This is a genomic window from Citrobacter sp. CRE-46 (assembly GCF_059615875.1).
In genome coordinates this window covers 643,066-657,595 of sequence record NZ_CM184341.1, presented here as the reverse complement: position 1 = coordinate 657,595, position 14,530 = coordinate 643,066, and the positions used below count along the sequence as shown (strand labels likewise).

Here is a 14,530-nt window from a genome sequence, read left to right as displayed (position 1 = left end):
ACATGATCTGAACGCAAAAATCAGGAGATTTCGCTTTCCGGGACTTCATCTTTCCTTATACTCAACCAGGCAAACACTTTGTTACATCCAGAAAGATGCGTCATCAGAATGCACACTGGATGAGCAACAACACAATGAAAGGATTACTACATGACTACGCAACGTTCATCGGGGCTGCTCTCGCGTTTGGCGCAAGGGAGCCTGGTTAAACAAATTTTGATCGGTTTAGTACTGGGGATATTGCTGGCGCTGGTGTCAAAACCTGCTGCAGAAGCCGTCGGGCTGTTGGGTACGCTGTTCGTTGGCGCATTAAAAGCCGTGGCACCTATTCTGGTCCTGATGCTGGTTATGGCGTCCATCGCTAACCACCAGCACGGACAAAAAACCAATATCCGTCCAATCCTGTTCCTTTACCTGCTGGGAACATTTTCCGCAGCATTAGCGGCGGTTGTCTTCAGCTTCGCTTTCCCGTCCACACTGCATCTTTCCAGCAGCGCCAGCGACATCGTGCCGCCATCCGGCATTGTCGAAGTCATGCGTAGCCTGCTGATGAGCATGGTTTCTAACCCGATTGATGCTCTGCTTAACGCCAACTATATCGGCATTCTGGTATGGGCCGTCGGCCTGGGTTTTGCGCTGCGTCATGGGAATGAAACGACCAAGAATCTGGTCAATGATATGTCCAACGCCGTCACCTTTATGGTGAAGCTGGTGATTCGTTTCGCGCCGATCGGTATTTTCGGTCTGGTCTCCTCTACGCTGGCAACGACCGGTTTTGCCACCCTTTGGGGCTACGCTCAACTGCTAGCCGTGCTGGTTGGCTGTATGCTGCTGGTAGCGCTGGTGGTTAACCCGCTGCTGGTATTCTGGAAAATTCGCCGTAACCCGTATCCGCTGGTGCTGGCCTGTCTGCGTGAAAGCGGCGTGTATGCCTTCTTTACCCGCAGCTCCGCGGCAAACATTCCGGTGAATATGGCGCTGTGTGAAAAGTTGAATCTGGATCGTGATACCTACTCAGTGTCTATTCCGCTGGGGGCCACCATTAATATGGCGGGTGCGGCGATCACCATTACCGTGCTGACGCTGGCGGCGGTGAATACGCTGGGTGTTCCGGTCGATTTACCGACAGCGCTGTTACTCAGCGTGGTGGCTTCGCTGTGTGCCTGTGGCGCATCGGGCGTGGCGGGTGGTTCGCTGCTATTAATCCCGCTGGCGTGCAACATGTTCGGGATTCCGAATGATATCGCCATGCAGGTGGTTGCGGTTGGCTTTATCATCGGGGTGCTGCAGGACTCCTGTGAAACGGCCTTGAACTCTTCTACAGATGTTCTGTTTACCGCTGCAGCCTGTCAGGCAGAAGACGAACGTCTGGCAAATAACGCCCTGCGCGGCTAATCTCTGTTCCCCTCCGTCATCGGGCGGAGGGGTTCTTAGCTTGTACGCTTTTTTCAATTTTGAACGGATCAATTCCGCGTTTTTGCATCCGCCGGAAGCGAATAATGTTCAGGCCGTTCATCACCAGAAAACTCCCTTCGATCATCGTCCCGCCAATCGATCCCAGCCAGAAATTATGGATAACCCAACAGGCGGTTGCGCACCACATAACGCAACGCACGGTTAACCCCTGGCAGCGAAACAGCGCCCAGGTGCTGGCCAGCGTGCCGATTATCGGCAACAGCTCCATCGCATGCTGTAATTTCGCAAGCCCGAGAACCAGGGTGAGGATAATAAAAACGGTCATTACCCACAGTTTGCGGGTATGCATCGAGACGAGTGTGCGGATAGTATTAAGCTCGGCACTCATTCCTGCAGGCCAGGCGCCCATCAGGAAAAAATGCACACCAATGGTGGCACTATAGACAGCGAGTTGCAGCCGGAACCGACGCTCATCGCGATTGAAAAAGGTGGTAATACCGATTAGAAAGGCGATGACACCTACGCCCTGAGCCAGCCAATACGCGGTCATGCAAGCAACCCCAACTCCATTTCGTAGGCCGGATAAGGCATGTTCGCCGCCATCCGGCCACGGTTTGAGCCTGATGGCGCTGCGCTTATCAGGCCTACATATTTACAATCAAAGGGTTACGCCGCTTTTAAAGATAGCCAGTTCTCTAAAATCGTTTCGCTCGTTGCAGGTTTGCTTACCGTTGGCGATATCGACGATGGTATCGACAAATTCTTCCAGTAACTGCGGCATCGCTTTGCCGTGGATCAGTTGTCCGGCGTCAAAATCGATCCAGTGCTTTTTCTTCGCTGCCAGCTCGCTGTTGGTAGCAATTTTCACCGTCGGCACAAATCCACCGTACGGCGTACCGCGACCGGTACTGAACAACACCATATGACAGCCCGCGCCCGCCAGTGCACTGGTGGCGACTGCGTCGTTACCCGGTGCGCTCAGCAGGTTCAGGCCGTGCGTTTTCAGACGTTCGCCGTAGCGCAGTACGTCCACCACCTGGCTGGAACCCGCTTTTTGGGTACAGCCCAGCGATTTGTCTTCCAGGGTGGTGATACCACCCGCTTTGTTCCCCGGCGATGGGTTCTCGTAGATCGGCTGGTCGTGAGCAATGAAGTACTGTTTGAAGTCATTCACCATAGTGACCAGCTTGCCGAACGTTTCTTCGTCACGGCAGTGGTCCATCAGCAGTTGCTCGGCGCCGAACATTTCCGGTACTTCGGTCAGCACGGTGGTGCCGCCGTTGGCAATCACGTAGTCGGAGAAACGGCCCAGCATCGGGTTGGCGGTAATGCCGGACAGGCCGTCAGAGCCGCCGCATTCCAGACCAAACTTCAACTCGCCCAGCTTACCGGGTTCACGCTTATCGTTACGCATCACGTTGTACAACTGGTGAAGATGTTCGATCCCCGCTTCCACTTCGTCTTCCTGGTGTTGACAGACCATAAAGTGAACGCGATCGGGATCGTACTCGCCTAAGGTTTCGCGAAAAGCGTCAACCTGGTTGTTTTCACAGCCGAGGCCGACCACCAGCACTGCGCCCGCGTTCGGGTGGCGCACCATGTTTTGCAGCATGGTGCGGGTGTTGATATGGTCGTCACCCAGCTGTGAACAGCCGTAGGTGTGGCTGAAGAGATGCACGCCGTCGATACCTTCAGCGTCGTTGGTCTCTTTCAGGAAGCGATTTTGCATCTGACGGGCCATGGCGTTGACGCAGCCTACTGTCGGCAGGATCCACAATTCGTTACGCACGCCAACATCGCCGTTGGCACGACGGTAGATCTGTACATCACGATCCGCCGGTTGCGCTTCAGGTTCCTGAAAGTCGGGTTGATAGCTATATTCATCCAGATCGCTCAGATTAGTACGCGTGTTATGAGCATGAATATGCTCGCCCGCCGCGATATCCACCAAAGCATGGCCGATCGGCAGGCCATATTTCATGACGTTCTCACCCTGTGCGATCTCGCAGAGTGCGAATTTATGACCACGAGAGACCGCCTGGCGCAGGGTTACCGCCTGCCCGTCAACGGTCACGTCGGTTCCTTCAGCCAAATCAGCGAGCGCTACCGCAACGTTATCCAGCGTATGGATCTTGATGTATTGCATATCAACCCCGGACCTTAGTTCAGTTCAATGGCGAAATAATCGCGCGCATTGTTGAAGCAAATGTTTTTCACCATTTCACCCAGCAGTTGGATGTCGGCTGGGGCTTCGCCCGCAGTAACCCAACGACCGATCATCTGGCACAGAATACGACGGAAGTATTCGTGACGGGTGTAAGACAGGAAGCTACGGCTGTCGGTCAGCATGCCGACGAAGCGGCTCAGCAGGCCCAGTTGCGCCAGCTGTGTCATCTGACGTTCCATCCCGTCTTTCTGATCGTTGAACCACCAGCCGGAACCGAACTGCATTTTGCCCGGCATGCCTTCGCCCTGGAAGTTACCGATCATGGTGCCCAGCACTTCGTTATCACGCGGGTTCAGGCAGTACAGAATGGTTTTCGGCAGCAGGTTCTGTTCGTTCTGCTTACTCAGCAGTTTGGACAGTTCTTCCGCCATCGGACGGTCATTGATGGAGTCGAAGCCGACGTCCGCGCCCAGCAGTTTGAACTGACGCAGGTTGTTATTACGCAGCGCGCCGATGTGGTACTGCTGTACCCATTCGCGACGTGCGTATTCTGCACCGAGGAACACCAGCACAGCGGTTTTGAACTGGGCGACTTCATGCTCGCTCAGGGTTTCACCGGCCAGACGACGAGCCAGGATGCTATCCAGCTCCGCTTCGTTAGATTCCGCGAAAAGGACAACGTCCAGCGCGTGGTCAGACACTTTACAGCCGTGAGCGGCGAAGTGGTCCAGACGTTTGGTCAGCGCGGTCTGCAGGTCGGCGAAACGACGGATATCGGTGTCAGAGACTTCACCGAGCTTAGCCATGTAATCGTTAAAGGTCGCCAGTTCGATGTTGAAGGCTTTATCCGGCCGCCAGCTCGGCAGCACTTTCACATCAAAACTTCCGTCTTTGGCAACGGCGGCGTGATGCTCCAGAGAATCGATCGGGTCATCGGTGGTGCCGACCATTTTCACGTTCATCTGCTGCATGATGCCACGCGCGGAGAATTGATCCTGCGCCAGCAGTTCGTTGCACTGGTTCCAAATTTCGTCAGCCGTTGCCGGAGACAGCAGCTTACCTGTAATACCAAACGGGCGACGTAACTCGAGGTGGGTCCAGTGGTACAGCGGGTTACCGATAGTGTGCGGAACCGTAGCGGCCCAGGCATCAAACTTCTCACGATCGGAGGCATCGCCGGTACACAGGCGCTCAGCGACGCCGTTGGTACGCATCGCACGCCACTTATAGTGGTCACCCTTCAGCCAGATGTCATACAGGTTATTAAAACGGTAGTTTTCAGCGATTTGTTGCGGTGGTAAATGGCAGTGGTAATCGAAGATCGGCTGGTCTTTGGCGTAATCATGATACAGACGGCGGGCAAATTCGGTATCCAGCAGGAAATCTTCAGTCATAAACGGAGTCATTATCGTCTTCCTCTCAACGAGTGCGTCAGATTGCTTATGTTTTGATGTTGACAAAGTTATCACACCAATTTCCACACCCCGAAGATATTTTCGTGAGTTAGATCAACAAATGATGACAAAAAAATTACTCTCAAAGAGGTAAATCATGCCTCAGGCCGCGCCAGTACTGGCTTTGCTGAATCGAGATAATGACCACACGAAGATTCACACTTTTGTGATGGCACTCACCTTTTAAAGTTGTATGACAAGTTATCTTTTGGCCGTCGCGATACATAAGCCGACGGAATGCAAATTACCGATGTATCAACATCGGATTGACCGGTACGGAAACCGAATTAGCACAACTATTGACATGGCAACGTTCGGGGAGTACCGGCTTTTTTTTCGGTTCCCCCTCGTAAAAGAACATCCTCCGCCCTGAACTGGAAGATGACCGCTCGTTGGCGGACATAACAAAACGATGAGGTTTTACATGCGTAAAATTAAAGGGTTACGTTGGTACATGATCGCACTGGTGACGCTTGGCACCGTGTTGGGTTACCTCACACGTAACACTGTGGCGGCAGCTGCGCCGACTCTGATGGAAGAGTTACACATCTCCACTCAACAGTATTCCTATATCATCGCAGCGTATTCTGCTGCTTACACCGTAATGCAACCCGTGGCAGGTTACGTGCTTGATGTACTCGGCACCAAAATCGGTTACGCGATGTTCGCCGTTCTGTGGGCCGTCTTCTGTGGCGCGACCGCACTGGCTGGCAGCTGGGGCGGACTGGCGCTGGCGCGAGGCGCGGTAGGTGCAGCTGAAGCCGCAATGATCCCGGCTGGCCTGAAAGCCAGTTCAGAATGGTTTCCAGCAAAAGAACGTTCCATCGCCGTGGGTTATTTCAACGTTGGTTCTTCTATCGGCGCGATGATTGCACCGCCGCTGGTGGTTTGGGCTATCGTCATGCACAGTTGGCAGATGGCATTCATTATTTCTGGCGCCCTGAGCTTCATCTGGGCAATGTCCTGGCTGGTGTTCTACAAACATCCACGCGACCAGAAAAAACTGTCTGATGAAGAACGTGATTACATTCTGAACGGCCAGGAATCACAGCATAAAAACACGACCTCGAAGAAAATGTCGCTCGGCCAGATCCTGCGTAACCGCCAGTTCTGGGGCATCGCGCTGCCGCGTTTCCTGGCAGAACCGGCGTGGGGGACATTCAACGCCTGGATCCCGCTGTTCATGTTCAAAGTCTACGGCTTTAACCTGAAAGAAATCGCCATGTTTGCCTGGATGCCAATGCTGTTTGCTGACCTGGGCTGTATCGTTGGGGGTTACCTGCCACCGCTGTTCCAGCGTTGGTTTGGCGTGAACCTGATCGTGTCCCGTAAAATGGTGGTCACCATGGGCGCGCTGCTGATGATTGGTCCTGGCATGATTGGTCTGTTCACCAGCCCGTACATCGCTATCGCCCTGCTGTGCATCGGCGGCTTTGCTCACCAGGCGCTGTCCGGTGCGCTGATTACGCTCTCTTCTGACGTATTTGGTCGTAATGAAGTGGCAACCGCGAACGGTCTGACCGGTATGTCCGCCTGGCTTGCCAGTACGCTGTTTGCTCTGGTCGTTGGCGCGCTGGCCGACACCATCGGCTTTAGCCCGCTGTTCGCCGTGCTGGCGGTATTCGACCTGCTTGGCGCGTTGGTCATCTGGACGGTACTACAGAACAAATCAGCCAGCGAGATAGATTCAGGTCCACAGACGGGCGATCCCGCGACGCAAAGTTAACCAGATGCGATACAGCAAGGTTATTTAATGCTAAGCCGCCAGCTATCTGGCGGCTTTTTTGTCCTCGCGAGTGGAGGCGTAATCGCAAAAGTGGTATAACAAATATAGTCTGCCGTATCATGCCTGGAGCGCATATGGAAATCACTGAACCACGCCGTTTATACCAACAACTTGCCGCTGATCTTAAAGAACGCATTGAGCAGGGCGTCTATCTGGTGGGTGACAAACTTCCCGCCGAGCGCTTTATCGCCGATGAAAAAAATGTCAGCCGTACCGTGGTTCGTGAAGCGATTATCATGCTGGAAGTTGAGGGCTATGTTGAGGTGCGTAAAGGATCGGGGATCCACGTCATCTCTAACCAACCCAAACATTATGTTGCTCCCGACGAAGGTCTGGAATTCGCCAGTTACGGTCCTTTTGAGCTGCTTCAGGCTCGACAGCTCATTGAAAGCAACATTGCCGAGTTTGCCGCCACTCAGGTGACCAAACAGGACATCATGAAACTGATGGAAATTCAGGAGAAGTCGCGTAATGAAAAAAGCTTTCGTGACTCCGAATGGGATCTCCAGTTCCATGTGCAGGTCGCGCTGGCCACGCAGAACTCCGCCCTGGCCGCCATCGTGGAAAAAATGTGGACTCAGCGTATTCACAACCCTTACTGGAAAAAACTGCACGACCACATCGACTCGCGTACAGTAGATAACTGGTGCGACGACCATGATCAGATCCTGCGGGCGCTGATTCGCAAAGATCCCCATGCCGCGAAACTGGCGATGTGGCAGCATCTGGAGAACACGAAGCAGATGCTGTTTAACGAAACCAGCGATGATTTTGAGTTCAACGCGGACCGTTACCTTTTTACTGAAAATCCGGTCGTTCATCTCGATACGGCCGCTAACGGCGCAAAATAATCAATCTTATCGATACAGGCGTGACGACGCGCCTGTACCTGATGCTTGGTAAGCATTAGGTATAAAATGTCAGCCTGTGTAAATCCTCTCGCCTCCCTCTAATGCGATAAGCAAAATCAGAGTTCAGCAACCGTAATTTCTATAACGGACAACGTTGACCTTTGTTACAATTAGATGCTATTTGAATTTTTGTGTTTAAGAGCTTGCTAACTTCACAACTTCACAGGGAACAGTTCAGGCCGTGAATTTGTATCAGACCGCACACCTTGCAAAAAACATCAATAAAATCGCGGTGTTACAAAATCCAGAAAAACCGGCATGACGATAACCGATTCTCCAGGAATATTGAATGGAACTACTGACTCAATTACTGAATGCTTTATGGGCTCAGGATTTTGAAACTCTGGCCAATCCTTCCATGATTGGCATGCTCTATTTTGTACTATTTACCATTTTGTTTCTGGAAAATGGACTGCTGCCAGCAGCGTTTTTACCCGGCGACAGTTTGCTGGTACTGGTCGGCGTGCTTATTGCCAAAGGCGCAATGGGTTTTCCGCAAACGGTACTGCTACTCACCACCGCGGCCAGCCTCGGCTGTTGGCTTAGTTATATCCAGGGGCGATGGCTGGGAAACACCCGCACCGTGCAAAACTGGTTGTCGCATCTTCCTGCGCATTACCATCAGCGCGCGCATCATCTTTTTCATAAGCATGGCTTGTCTGCGCTGCTGGTTGGTCGCTTCATTGCGTTCGTCAGAACATTACTGCCGACCATCGCAGGGTTATCCGGCCTGAATAATGCGCGCTTTCAGTTCTTTAACTGGATGAGCGGATTGCTTTGGGTCCTGATTCTCACAACGCTTGGCTATCTGCTGGGCAAAACGCCGGTATTTCTTAAGTATGAAGATCAGCTCATGTCTTGCCTGATGCTGCTTCCTGTGGTGTTACTGGTGTTTGGTCTGGCGGGTTCACTGGTTGTGCTGTGGAAAAAGAAATACGGGAACCGAGGATAAATTATGCTGAAATCATGCATAACGCTCCGACGACTTGCCTGGACCACTACCTTTATGCTGTTTATCGGCGCGCTGCTCCTGACCTGGTCGGTTATTCGCCTGCAGGAGTCAACGCTGGCTATTCGCGCCATAAACCAGGGAGCCAGCATGCCTGATGGCTTCTCTATCTGGCATCACCTGGATGCCAACGGCATCCGCTTTAAAAGTATTACCCCGCAAAATGACGCGCTGCTGATCACTTTTGATTCCAGCGCGCAGAGCGCAGCCGCCAAAGTGGTGCTGGACCGTACGTTGCCACATGGTTTCGTCATCGCTCAGCAGGATGATGATAATCAGGCGGTGCAGTGGTTATCCCGCTTACGTGATACCCCGCACCGTTTTGGTTAATCTCCAGGAATCTGAATTAGATCACTCACTTTGGTGATTTCACCGTTTAGCGCCTATGATTAATAAACTGGGATTATGGCCCAACGTTTTATTAATCTGGAGCATCGACCGCAAGCCACAACGTCGAATCACAATGGAAGGTTCAAGAATGAAATACCGCATCGCTTTGGCTATTAGCCTTTTCGCTCTCAGTGCCGGCAGTTACGCCACCACCCTCTGTCAGGAAAAAGAACAGGATATTCAGCGGGAGATTAGCTATGCCGAAAAGCACAACAATCAGAACCGCATCAATGGTCTGAACAAAGCACTTAGTGAGGTTCGGGCCAACTGTACTGACAGCAAACTGCGCGCCGACCATCAGAAAAAAATCGCAGAGCAGAAAGATGAGATAGCCGAGCGTCAAGATGATTTAGCCGAGGCGAAGCAAAAAGGTGATGCGGATAAAATTGCCAAACGCGAACGTAAGCTTGCCGAAGCTCAGAATGAGCTGAAAGAACTCGAATCACGCGATTACTAAGTACGGTAACGACCCACTCAACTGGAGAAAACTATGTCGAAAGATAATGCTACGGACAACCTGCGCGCTGAGCTGAAATCTCTTGCGGATACGCTTGAAGAAGTACTTAGCTCCTCTGGCGATAAGTCGAAGGAAGAGATGAGTAAAATTCGCAGCAAAGCCGAACACGCCCTGCGGGAGAGCCGTCATCGTCTGAGTGAAACCAGCGATGTGATTGCCAAACAGACCCGTGAAGCCGCGGCCAAAGCCGATAACTATGTACGCGAAAACCCATGGACTGGCGTCGGGATTGGCGCTGCAGTCGGTGTGGTGCTTGGTGTACTGCTGTCGCGCCGTTAACAATGGCTGACTCTCAACACGCACAAGGTCCAGGCAAAAGCGTACTGGGTATTGGACAGCGGATCCTGACGATTCTCGTTGAGATCGTAGAAACGCGGTTGCGGCTGGCCGTCGTGGAACTGGAAGAGGAAAAATCAAATCTCATCCAGATCCTGCTGATGCTTGGGCTGACCATGCTGTTCGCGGCGTTTGGGCTGATGAGCCTGATGGTGCTTATCATCTGGGCCATTGATCCGCAATATCGCCTGAACGCAATGATTGCCACCACCGTTGTGCTGTTGGTTATGGCGCTTATTGGCGGGATATGGACTCTGCGTAAAGCTCGCAAAACAACGCTGCTACGCCATACGCGCCACGAACTCGCAAACGACAGGCAGGCCCTGGAGGATGATGCATAATGAGCAGTAAAGTCGAACGTCAACAACGTAAGGCGCAACTGCTTGGACAGATCCAGCAGCAACGGCTGGATCTGTCTGCTACTCGCCGCGACTGGCTGGAGGCCACCGAAGTCTACGATCGTGGCTGGAAAACGCTGTTGAACCTACGTGGCTGGGTGTTAGTGGGTAGCAGTATCATGGCAGTTCGTACCATTCGTAACCCTAATCTGCTGGTACGCTGGGCTAAGCGCGGTTTTAGCGTCTGGAGCATCTGGCGTCTGGTTAAAGCGACCATCAGACAGCAGCAACTGCGCGGCTAATCCCCCACTCCCCTAACCTCAAAATTTTTGAAAAAATTTGACAGTTTTCCTTGCTAACAATTGTCATTAAGCACGTTTATGATTCTCTCCATCGACAGCAACGACGCGCTCTGCAGCGTCGTTGCACACAAAACACAATAAGCCGCCTGAGTGGTTTCCTGGAGTGAATGATGAAGAAATTAGAAGATGTTGGTGTACTGGTAGCGCGCATTCTGATGCCAATCCTGTTTATTTCCGCAGGCTGGGGAAAAATCACCGGATATGCGGGTACCCAACAGTATATGGAAGCCATGGGCGTGCCTGGTTTTATGTTGCCGCTGGTCATCCTGCTTGAGTTTGGCGGTGGTCTGGCAATCCTGTTCGGCTTCCTGACCCGTACTACCGCGCTGTTCACCGCAGGCTTTACGCTGCTGACAGCATTTATCTTCCACAGCAACTTTGCGGAAGGCGTGAACTCTCTGATGTTCATGAAAAACCTGACCATCGCAGGCGGTTTCCTGCTGCTGGCTATCACCGGTCCGGGCGCATTCAGCATCGACCGTGTACTGAATAAAAAGTGGTAAGCGAACTATACTGAACACATGAAAAAGCGAGGAGATGTCTCCTCGCTTTTGCTATCTGAGGAGGCGATAAAATGGGACAACTGATTGACGGCGTATGGCATGACACCTGGTATGACACCAAATCAACCGGGGGAAAATTTCAACGTTCAGCATCGGCTTACCGCAACTGGCTCACCGCGGATGGCGCACCGGGTCCAACGGGCGAAGGGGGATTCGCTGCCGAAAAAGACCGCTATCATCTCTACGTTTCTCTGGCCTGTCCGTGGGCGCACCGCACGCTGATTTTGCGTAAGCTCAAAGGGCTGGAACCGTTTATTTCCGTTTCCGTTGTGCATCCACTGATGCTGGAAAACGGCTGGACCTTTGATGATACCTTCCCGGCTGCAACCGGCGATACGCTGTATCAACACGAGTTTCTTTACCAGCTCTATCTGCACGCCGATCCGCATTACAGCGGTCGGGTAACCGTCCCGGTGTTGTGGGATAAAAAAAATCACACCATTGTCAGCAACGAATCTGCGGAGATCATCCGCATGTTTAACACCGCTTTTGATGCTTTGGGCGCAAAAGCCGGGGATTACTACCCGTCAGCCCTGCAAAGTCAAATCGACGAGCTGAACGGCTGGATTTATGACAACGTCAATAACGGTGTGTACAAAGCCGGATTTGCCACCAGCCAGGAAGCGTACGACGACGCCGTGGAAAAAGTCTTCCAATCCCTGGCGCGTCTGGAGCAAATTCTGGGGCAGCATCGCTATCTGACCGGCAACCAGTTAACAGAAGCAGATATTCGCCTGTGGACCACGCTGGTACGTTTTGATCCCGTGTATGTGACCCATTTCAAGTGCGACAAATACCGGATTAGCGATTATCTGAACCTGTACGGTTTCCTGCGCGACATCTACCAGATACCGGGCATTGCGGAAACCGTCAATTTCGATCACATCCGTAATCACTACTTCCGTAGCCATAAAACCATTAACCCGACTGGTATTATTTCTGTTGGGCCGTGGCAGGACCTTAACGAACCCCACGGGCGTGACGAGCGTTTCGCGTAATTTACACTGGCCCCTTTGGGGAATACCGATTAGTTAAGCATGTATGGCGAACATGTGATTTTTGCTCAGGGTTCCGTTCACCTCAGCGGTGTCATTTCTTTGAAACGCCGTTACCCGTGAACGTGCAAGGGAGGCTCACCGCCGCCTCCCTTGCAACCCAGGCTCCCGGCGGGAAAATCGTCGCTGCGCGATTCATTCGTCTTATGCCGTCTGCCTGTCGGGTCGGGGCCGAGCCTGCATCCCTGCAGGCCATCCCCTCTGCCCGCATCCCTGCGGGCAGACCCGGTCAGCCGTCAACGCCTCATCGATTTTCAGCCGGACATGGGTCATCGCTTCAACGCTCTGACTTCCAGTAAAATCTGTTTTGCTGTTCAGATATATTCAAATAAAAATACAGATGGTCAGGTGTGGCTGGTCCGGCTGAAAATTGCCGACGTGTTTCCGTAAGGCCGGGAGAACCCGCAGGGATGCGGGTTCAGGGCGCGCTTTGCAAGGACGCTTCATCGCGCCCGGCCCGAAAGCCTGAAGGAATAAGCGGAGGGAACCACGAAGTGGCAATTTTCCGTGCCGGGAGCCGGGATTGTAAAGGGCGTGGCGGAGAACGCCCTTTACACGTTCACAGGAATCGATGTCTCAGAGAAACGATGAACATAAGGTGAACGGAACCCTTTCTCTGAGAGCGCATATTCATAACGTCTACCACACTGGCGATAGTTTCTGAAACTAAGGCGTTCACTGATAAGTATTACCCATCAGCGGGCCAAATAATTAACACATCAAACATTTACCATCATTTCATTCACAGCTATTCTTAATTTGATTGCTTTAAAAACAAGTAATTGAATGCAGAACGAGGCAAAAATGGATTGGTATTTAAACGTATTAAAGAATTACTTTGGTTTTGGTGGTCGCGCTCGTCGTAAAGAATACTGGATGTTTGTGCTGGTCAACATCATCTTCACGTTCGTGCTGGGTATCCTGGACAGAATGCTTGGCTGGGAACGCGCCGGAGGGGAAGGCATCTTAACGACGATTTATGGGGTTCTGGTGTTTATCCCCTGGTGGGCGGTACAGTTCCGGCGTTTGCATGACACCGATCGTTCAGCCTGGTGGCTGCTGGTGCTGCTGATCCCGATCGTTGGCTGGTTGATTATCATCATTTTCAACTGCCAAAACGGGACACAGGGGAGCAACCGCTTCGGGCCCGATCCCAAACAGTTATCCTGACGTAGCATATGTAGATGCCTGATGGCGCTGCGCTTATCAGGCCTGCAACATACTCCGTCCTCCAGGCCGGATAAGGTGCAATTGCACCGTATCCGGCGTAACAGTCCGGCTATTTTCCCGCAAACAGTTTCGGGATTTCCCGCAGACACCAGGATTTCGCCTCGCCCATACTGTCTCGCCGCCAGGCCATAATGATATCAATTTCACTTGTCGACTCTGGGCTTACTACCCGCAACCGACCAGCCGCAATATCCTCTTCCACCAGCGGGTACGGCATCGTCGCCACGCCCAGTCCGGCTAACAGCGCCTGACGTTTATCTTCTATCGAACTCACCGTCAGACGAGGTTGTTTATCCAGCAGTTGTACGGTCAACACCGGACGTTCACGAGCGGTATCCGCCACCGCGATACCACGGTATTTCACGCGGGTGACTTCTGATAACGGTTCCGGCTCCTGATGAATAGGATGATCCGGTGCCGCCACATACACATTCATCAGCGAGTACAGCTTGCGCGAGTTGATTTCTGAAGATGAGCGAAAATGCATATCCGGCGCAATCACAATATCCGCTCGCCCTTGCTCCAGACGCTCCCACGCCCCGGCCAGAACTTCGGTGATAACGGAAAGCTGGGTATTGGCCTTCCCGGCAAGCCTGTCGATCAGCGGGAAAAACGCCGCCGTCGGCACCAACGCTTCGGTCACGATGGTCAGATGCGTTTCCCACCCACGCGCCAGCGCTTCGGCATCGGTAGTCAGCTTATCCGCAGCTTCCAGCAGAACGCGTCCACGCTCCAGCAGCATACGCCCGACGTTGGTGAATTTTGTGCGGTGACCTGAACGGTCAAACAACACGACGTCCAGCTCTTCCTCCAGCTTCTGCATGGTATAGCTGAGGGCTGAAGGAACCCGCCCCAGTTCATCTGCCGCGGCGGCAAAGCTACCGCGTCTGTCTATTGCGTCCATGACGCGTAACGCTTCAAGCGTTAAAGCCCTTTCTTTGGCCATCTCGTTCTCATTCAGGAAATTTGAACATACCGGGCAGAATATCTGGCTAA

The 14,530-nt window shown here is 52.7% G+C and carries 16 protein-coding genes; 12 read left to right on the top strand and 4 right to left on the bottom strand.

Translation table 11 applies throughout. The features are described 5' to 3' along the window. Window positions 1–150: 150 nt before the first annotated feature. The gene (gene sstT / locus AC534G_RS03250; RefSeq protein WP_110496766.1) at window positions 151–1,395 is read left to right on the top strand and encodes a serine/threonine transporter SstT; all 1,245 of its coding nucleotides are present in this window, start codon (window positions 151–153) and stop codon (window positions 1,393–1,395) included. 16 nt (window positions 1,396–1,411) lie between these two features. Here sstT and AC534G_RS03245 read toward each other — a convergent pair whose 3' ends face one another. The 3 genes from AC534G_RS03245 to uxaC all read right to left on the bottom strand — a co-directional run bounded on the left by AC534G_RS03245 (window position 1,412) and on the right by uxaC (window position 4,989). Then, window positions 1,412–1,966 (bottom strand): YgjV family protein, encoded by a 555-nt coding sequence (locus tag AC534G_RS03245; RefSeq protein WP_069324372.1) that lies wholly within the window; start codon window positions 1,964–1,966, stop codon window positions 1,412–1,414. Window positions 1,967–2,074: 108 nt separating this feature from the next. Then, a complete protein-coding gene (locus AC534G_RS03240; protein WP_069324373.1) occupies window positions 2,075–3,562 on the bottom strand; it encodes a UxaA family hydrolase in 1,488 nt (495 codons plus the stop codon). A 14-nt stretch (window positions 3,563–3,576) separates the two neighbouring features. Continuing rightward, window positions 3,577–4,989: a glucuronate isomerase gene (gene uxaC, locus AC534G_RS03235; protein WP_085048678.1), complete on the bottom strand. Its 1,413-nt coding sequence runs from the start codon at window positions 4,987–4,989 to the stop codon at window positions 3,577–3,579. A gap of 472 nt (window positions 4,990–5,461) precedes the next feature. Here uxaC and AC534G_RS03230 point away from each other — a divergent pair, with 472 nt between their 5' ends. The 11 genes from AC534G_RS03230 to AC534G_RS03180 all read left to right on the top strand — a co-directional run bounded on the left by AC534G_RS03230 (window position 5,462) and on the right by AC534G_RS03180 (window position 13,474). After that, complete coding sequence (locus AC534G_RS03230; RefSeq protein WP_032940740.1) at window positions 5,462–6,763, top strand: MFS transporter; 1,302 nt, start codon at window positions 5,462–5,464, stop codon at window positions 6,761–6,763. A gap of 134 nt (window positions 6,764–6,897) precedes the next feature. Further along, window positions 6,898–7,674, top strand: coding sequence for a transcriptional regulator ExuR (gene exuR / locus AC534G_RS03225; RefSeq protein WP_038634073.1), 777 nt, complete (start codon window positions 6,898–6,900; stop codon window positions 7,672–7,674). Window positions 7,675–8,023: 349 nt separating this feature from the next. Beyond that, window positions 8,024–8,686, top strand: coding sequence for a DedA family general envelope maintenance protein YqjA (gene yqjA, locus AC534G_RS03220; RefSeq protein WP_003024820.1), 663 nt, complete (start codon window positions 8,024–8,026; stop codon window positions 8,684–8,686). A gap of 3 nt (window positions 8,687–8,689) precedes the next feature. Continuing rightward, window positions 8,690–9,073: an EnvZ/OmpR regulon moderator MzrA gene (gene mzrA / locus AC534G_RS03215; RefSeq protein ID WP_496594485.1), complete on the top strand. Its 384-nt coding sequence runs from the start codon at window positions 8,690–8,692 to the stop codon at window positions 9,071–9,073. Between the two features lie 148 nt (window positions 9,074–9,221). Continuing rightward, a complete protein-coding gene (locus AC534G_RS03210; protein ID WP_038634079.1) occupies window positions 9,222–9,590 on the top strand; it encodes a DUF1090 domain-containing protein in 369 nt (122 codons plus the stop codon). A gap of 33 nt (window positions 9,591–9,623) precedes the next feature. After that, window positions 9,624–9,929 carry an ElaB/YgaM/YqjD family protein gene (locus tag AC534G_RS03205; protein WP_006687949.1) on the top strand — a complete coding sequence of 102 codons (306 nt, stop codon included), beginning with the start codon at window positions 9,624–9,626 and terminating at the stop codon, window positions 9,927–9,929. A 2-nt stretch (window positions 9,930–9,931) separates the two neighbouring features. Then, window positions 9,932–10,327: a phage holin family protein gene (locus AC534G_RS03200; protein WP_038634082.1), complete on the top strand. Its 396-nt coding sequence runs from the start codon at window positions 9,932–9,934 to the stop codon at window positions 10,325–10,327. Further along, entirely contained in the window at window positions 10,327–10,626 is a 300-nt protein-coding gene (locus AC534G_RS03195) for a YqjK-like family protein (protein ID WP_038634085.1), read from the top strand. Before AC534G_RS03200 ends, AC534G_RS03195 begins: the two co-directional genes overlap by 1 nt. A 170-nt stretch (window positions 10,627–10,796) precedes the next feature. Further along, window positions 10,797–11,189, top strand: coding sequence for a DoxX family protein (locus tag AC534G_RS03190; protein ID WP_032940735.1), 393 nt, complete (start codon window positions 10,797–10,799; stop codon window positions 11,187–11,189). A gap of 71 nt (window positions 11,190–11,260) precedes the next feature. After that, window positions 11,261–12,247, top strand: coding sequence for a glutathione S-transferase family protein (locus AC534G_RS03185; protein WP_038634087.1), 987 nt, complete (start codon window positions 11,261–11,263; stop codon window positions 12,245–12,247). An 861-nt stretch (window positions 12,248–13,108) separates the two neighbouring features. Further along, a complete protein-coding gene (locus AC534G_RS03180; RefSeq protein WP_038642883.1) occupies window positions 13,109–13,474 on the top strand; it encodes a DUF805 domain-containing protein in 366 nt (121 codons plus the stop codon). 109 nt (window positions 13,475–13,583) lie between these two features. On the opposite strand, the gene yhaJ is transcribed toward AC534G_RS03180, so the two are convergent. Then, on the bottom strand, window positions 13,584–14,480 hold the full coding sequence (gene yhaJ / locus AC534G_RS03175; RefSeq protein WP_016154624.1) for a DNA-binding transcriptional regulator YhaJ: 897 nt from the start codon (window positions 14,478–14,480) through the stop codon (window positions 13,584–13,586). Window positions 14,481–14,530 lie beyond the last annotated feature (50 nt).

Coding starts and splice junctions, on each gene's coding strand:
- AC534G_RS03180 (WP_038642883.1), top strand. CDS start 13,109: ATGGATTGGTATTTAAACGTATTAAAGAATTACTTTGGTTTTGGTGGT.
- AC534G_RS03200 (WP_038634082.1), top strand. CDS start 9,932: ATGGCTGACTCTCAACACGCACAAGGTCCAGGCAAAAGCGTACTGGGT.
- mzrA (WP_496594485.1), top strand. CDS start 8,690: ATGCTGAAATCATGCATAACGCTCCGACGACTTGCCTGGACCACTACC.
- AC534G_RS03195 (WP_038634085.1), top strand. CDS start 10,327: ATGAGCAGTAAAGTCGAACGTCAACAACGTAAGGCGCAACTGCTTGGA.
- AC534G_RS03245 (WP_069324372.1), bottom strand. CDS start 1,966: ATGACCGCGTATTGGCTGGCTCAGGGCGTAGGTGTCATCGCCTTTCTA.
- sstT (WP_110496766.1), top strand. CDS start 151: ATGACTACGCAACGTTCATCGGGGCTGCTCTCGCGTTTGGCGCAAGGG.
- AC534G_RS03205 (WP_006687949.1), top strand. CDS start 9,624: ATGTCGAAAGATAATGCTACGGACAACCTGCGCGCTGAGCTGAAATCT.
- uxaC (WP_085048678.1), bottom strand. CDS start 4,989: ATGACTCCGTTTATGACTGAAGATTTCCTGCTGGATACCGAATTTGCC.
- AC534G_RS03240 (WP_069324373.1), bottom strand. CDS start 3,562: ATGCAATACATCAAGATCCATACGCTGGATAACGTTGCGGTAGCGCTC.
- yqjA (WP_003024820.1), top strand. CDS start 8,024: ATGGAACTACTGACTCAATTACTGAATGCTTTATGGGCTCAGGATTTT.
- exuR (WP_038634073.1), top strand. CDS start 6,898: ATGGAAATCACTGAACCACGCCGTTTATACCAACAACTTGCCGCTGAT.
- AC534G_RS03185 (WP_038634087.1), top strand. CDS start 11,261: ATGGGACAACTGATTGACGGCGTATGGCATGACACCTGGTATGACACC.
- AC534G_RS03190 (WP_032940735.1), top strand. CDS start 10,797: ATGAAGAAATTAGAAGATGTTGGTGTACTGGTAGCGCGCATTCTGATG.
- yhaJ (WP_016154624.1), bottom strand. CDS start 14,480: ATGGCCAAAGAAAGGGCTTTAACGCTTGAAGCGTTACGCGTCATGGAC.
- AC534G_RS03210 (WP_038634079.1), top strand. CDS start 9,222: ATGAAATACCGCATCGCTTTGGCTATTAGCCTTTTCGCTCTCAGTGCC.
- AC534G_RS03230 (WP_032940740.1), top strand. CDS start 5,462: ATGCGTAAAATTAAAGGGTTACGTTGGTACATGATCGCACTGGTGACG.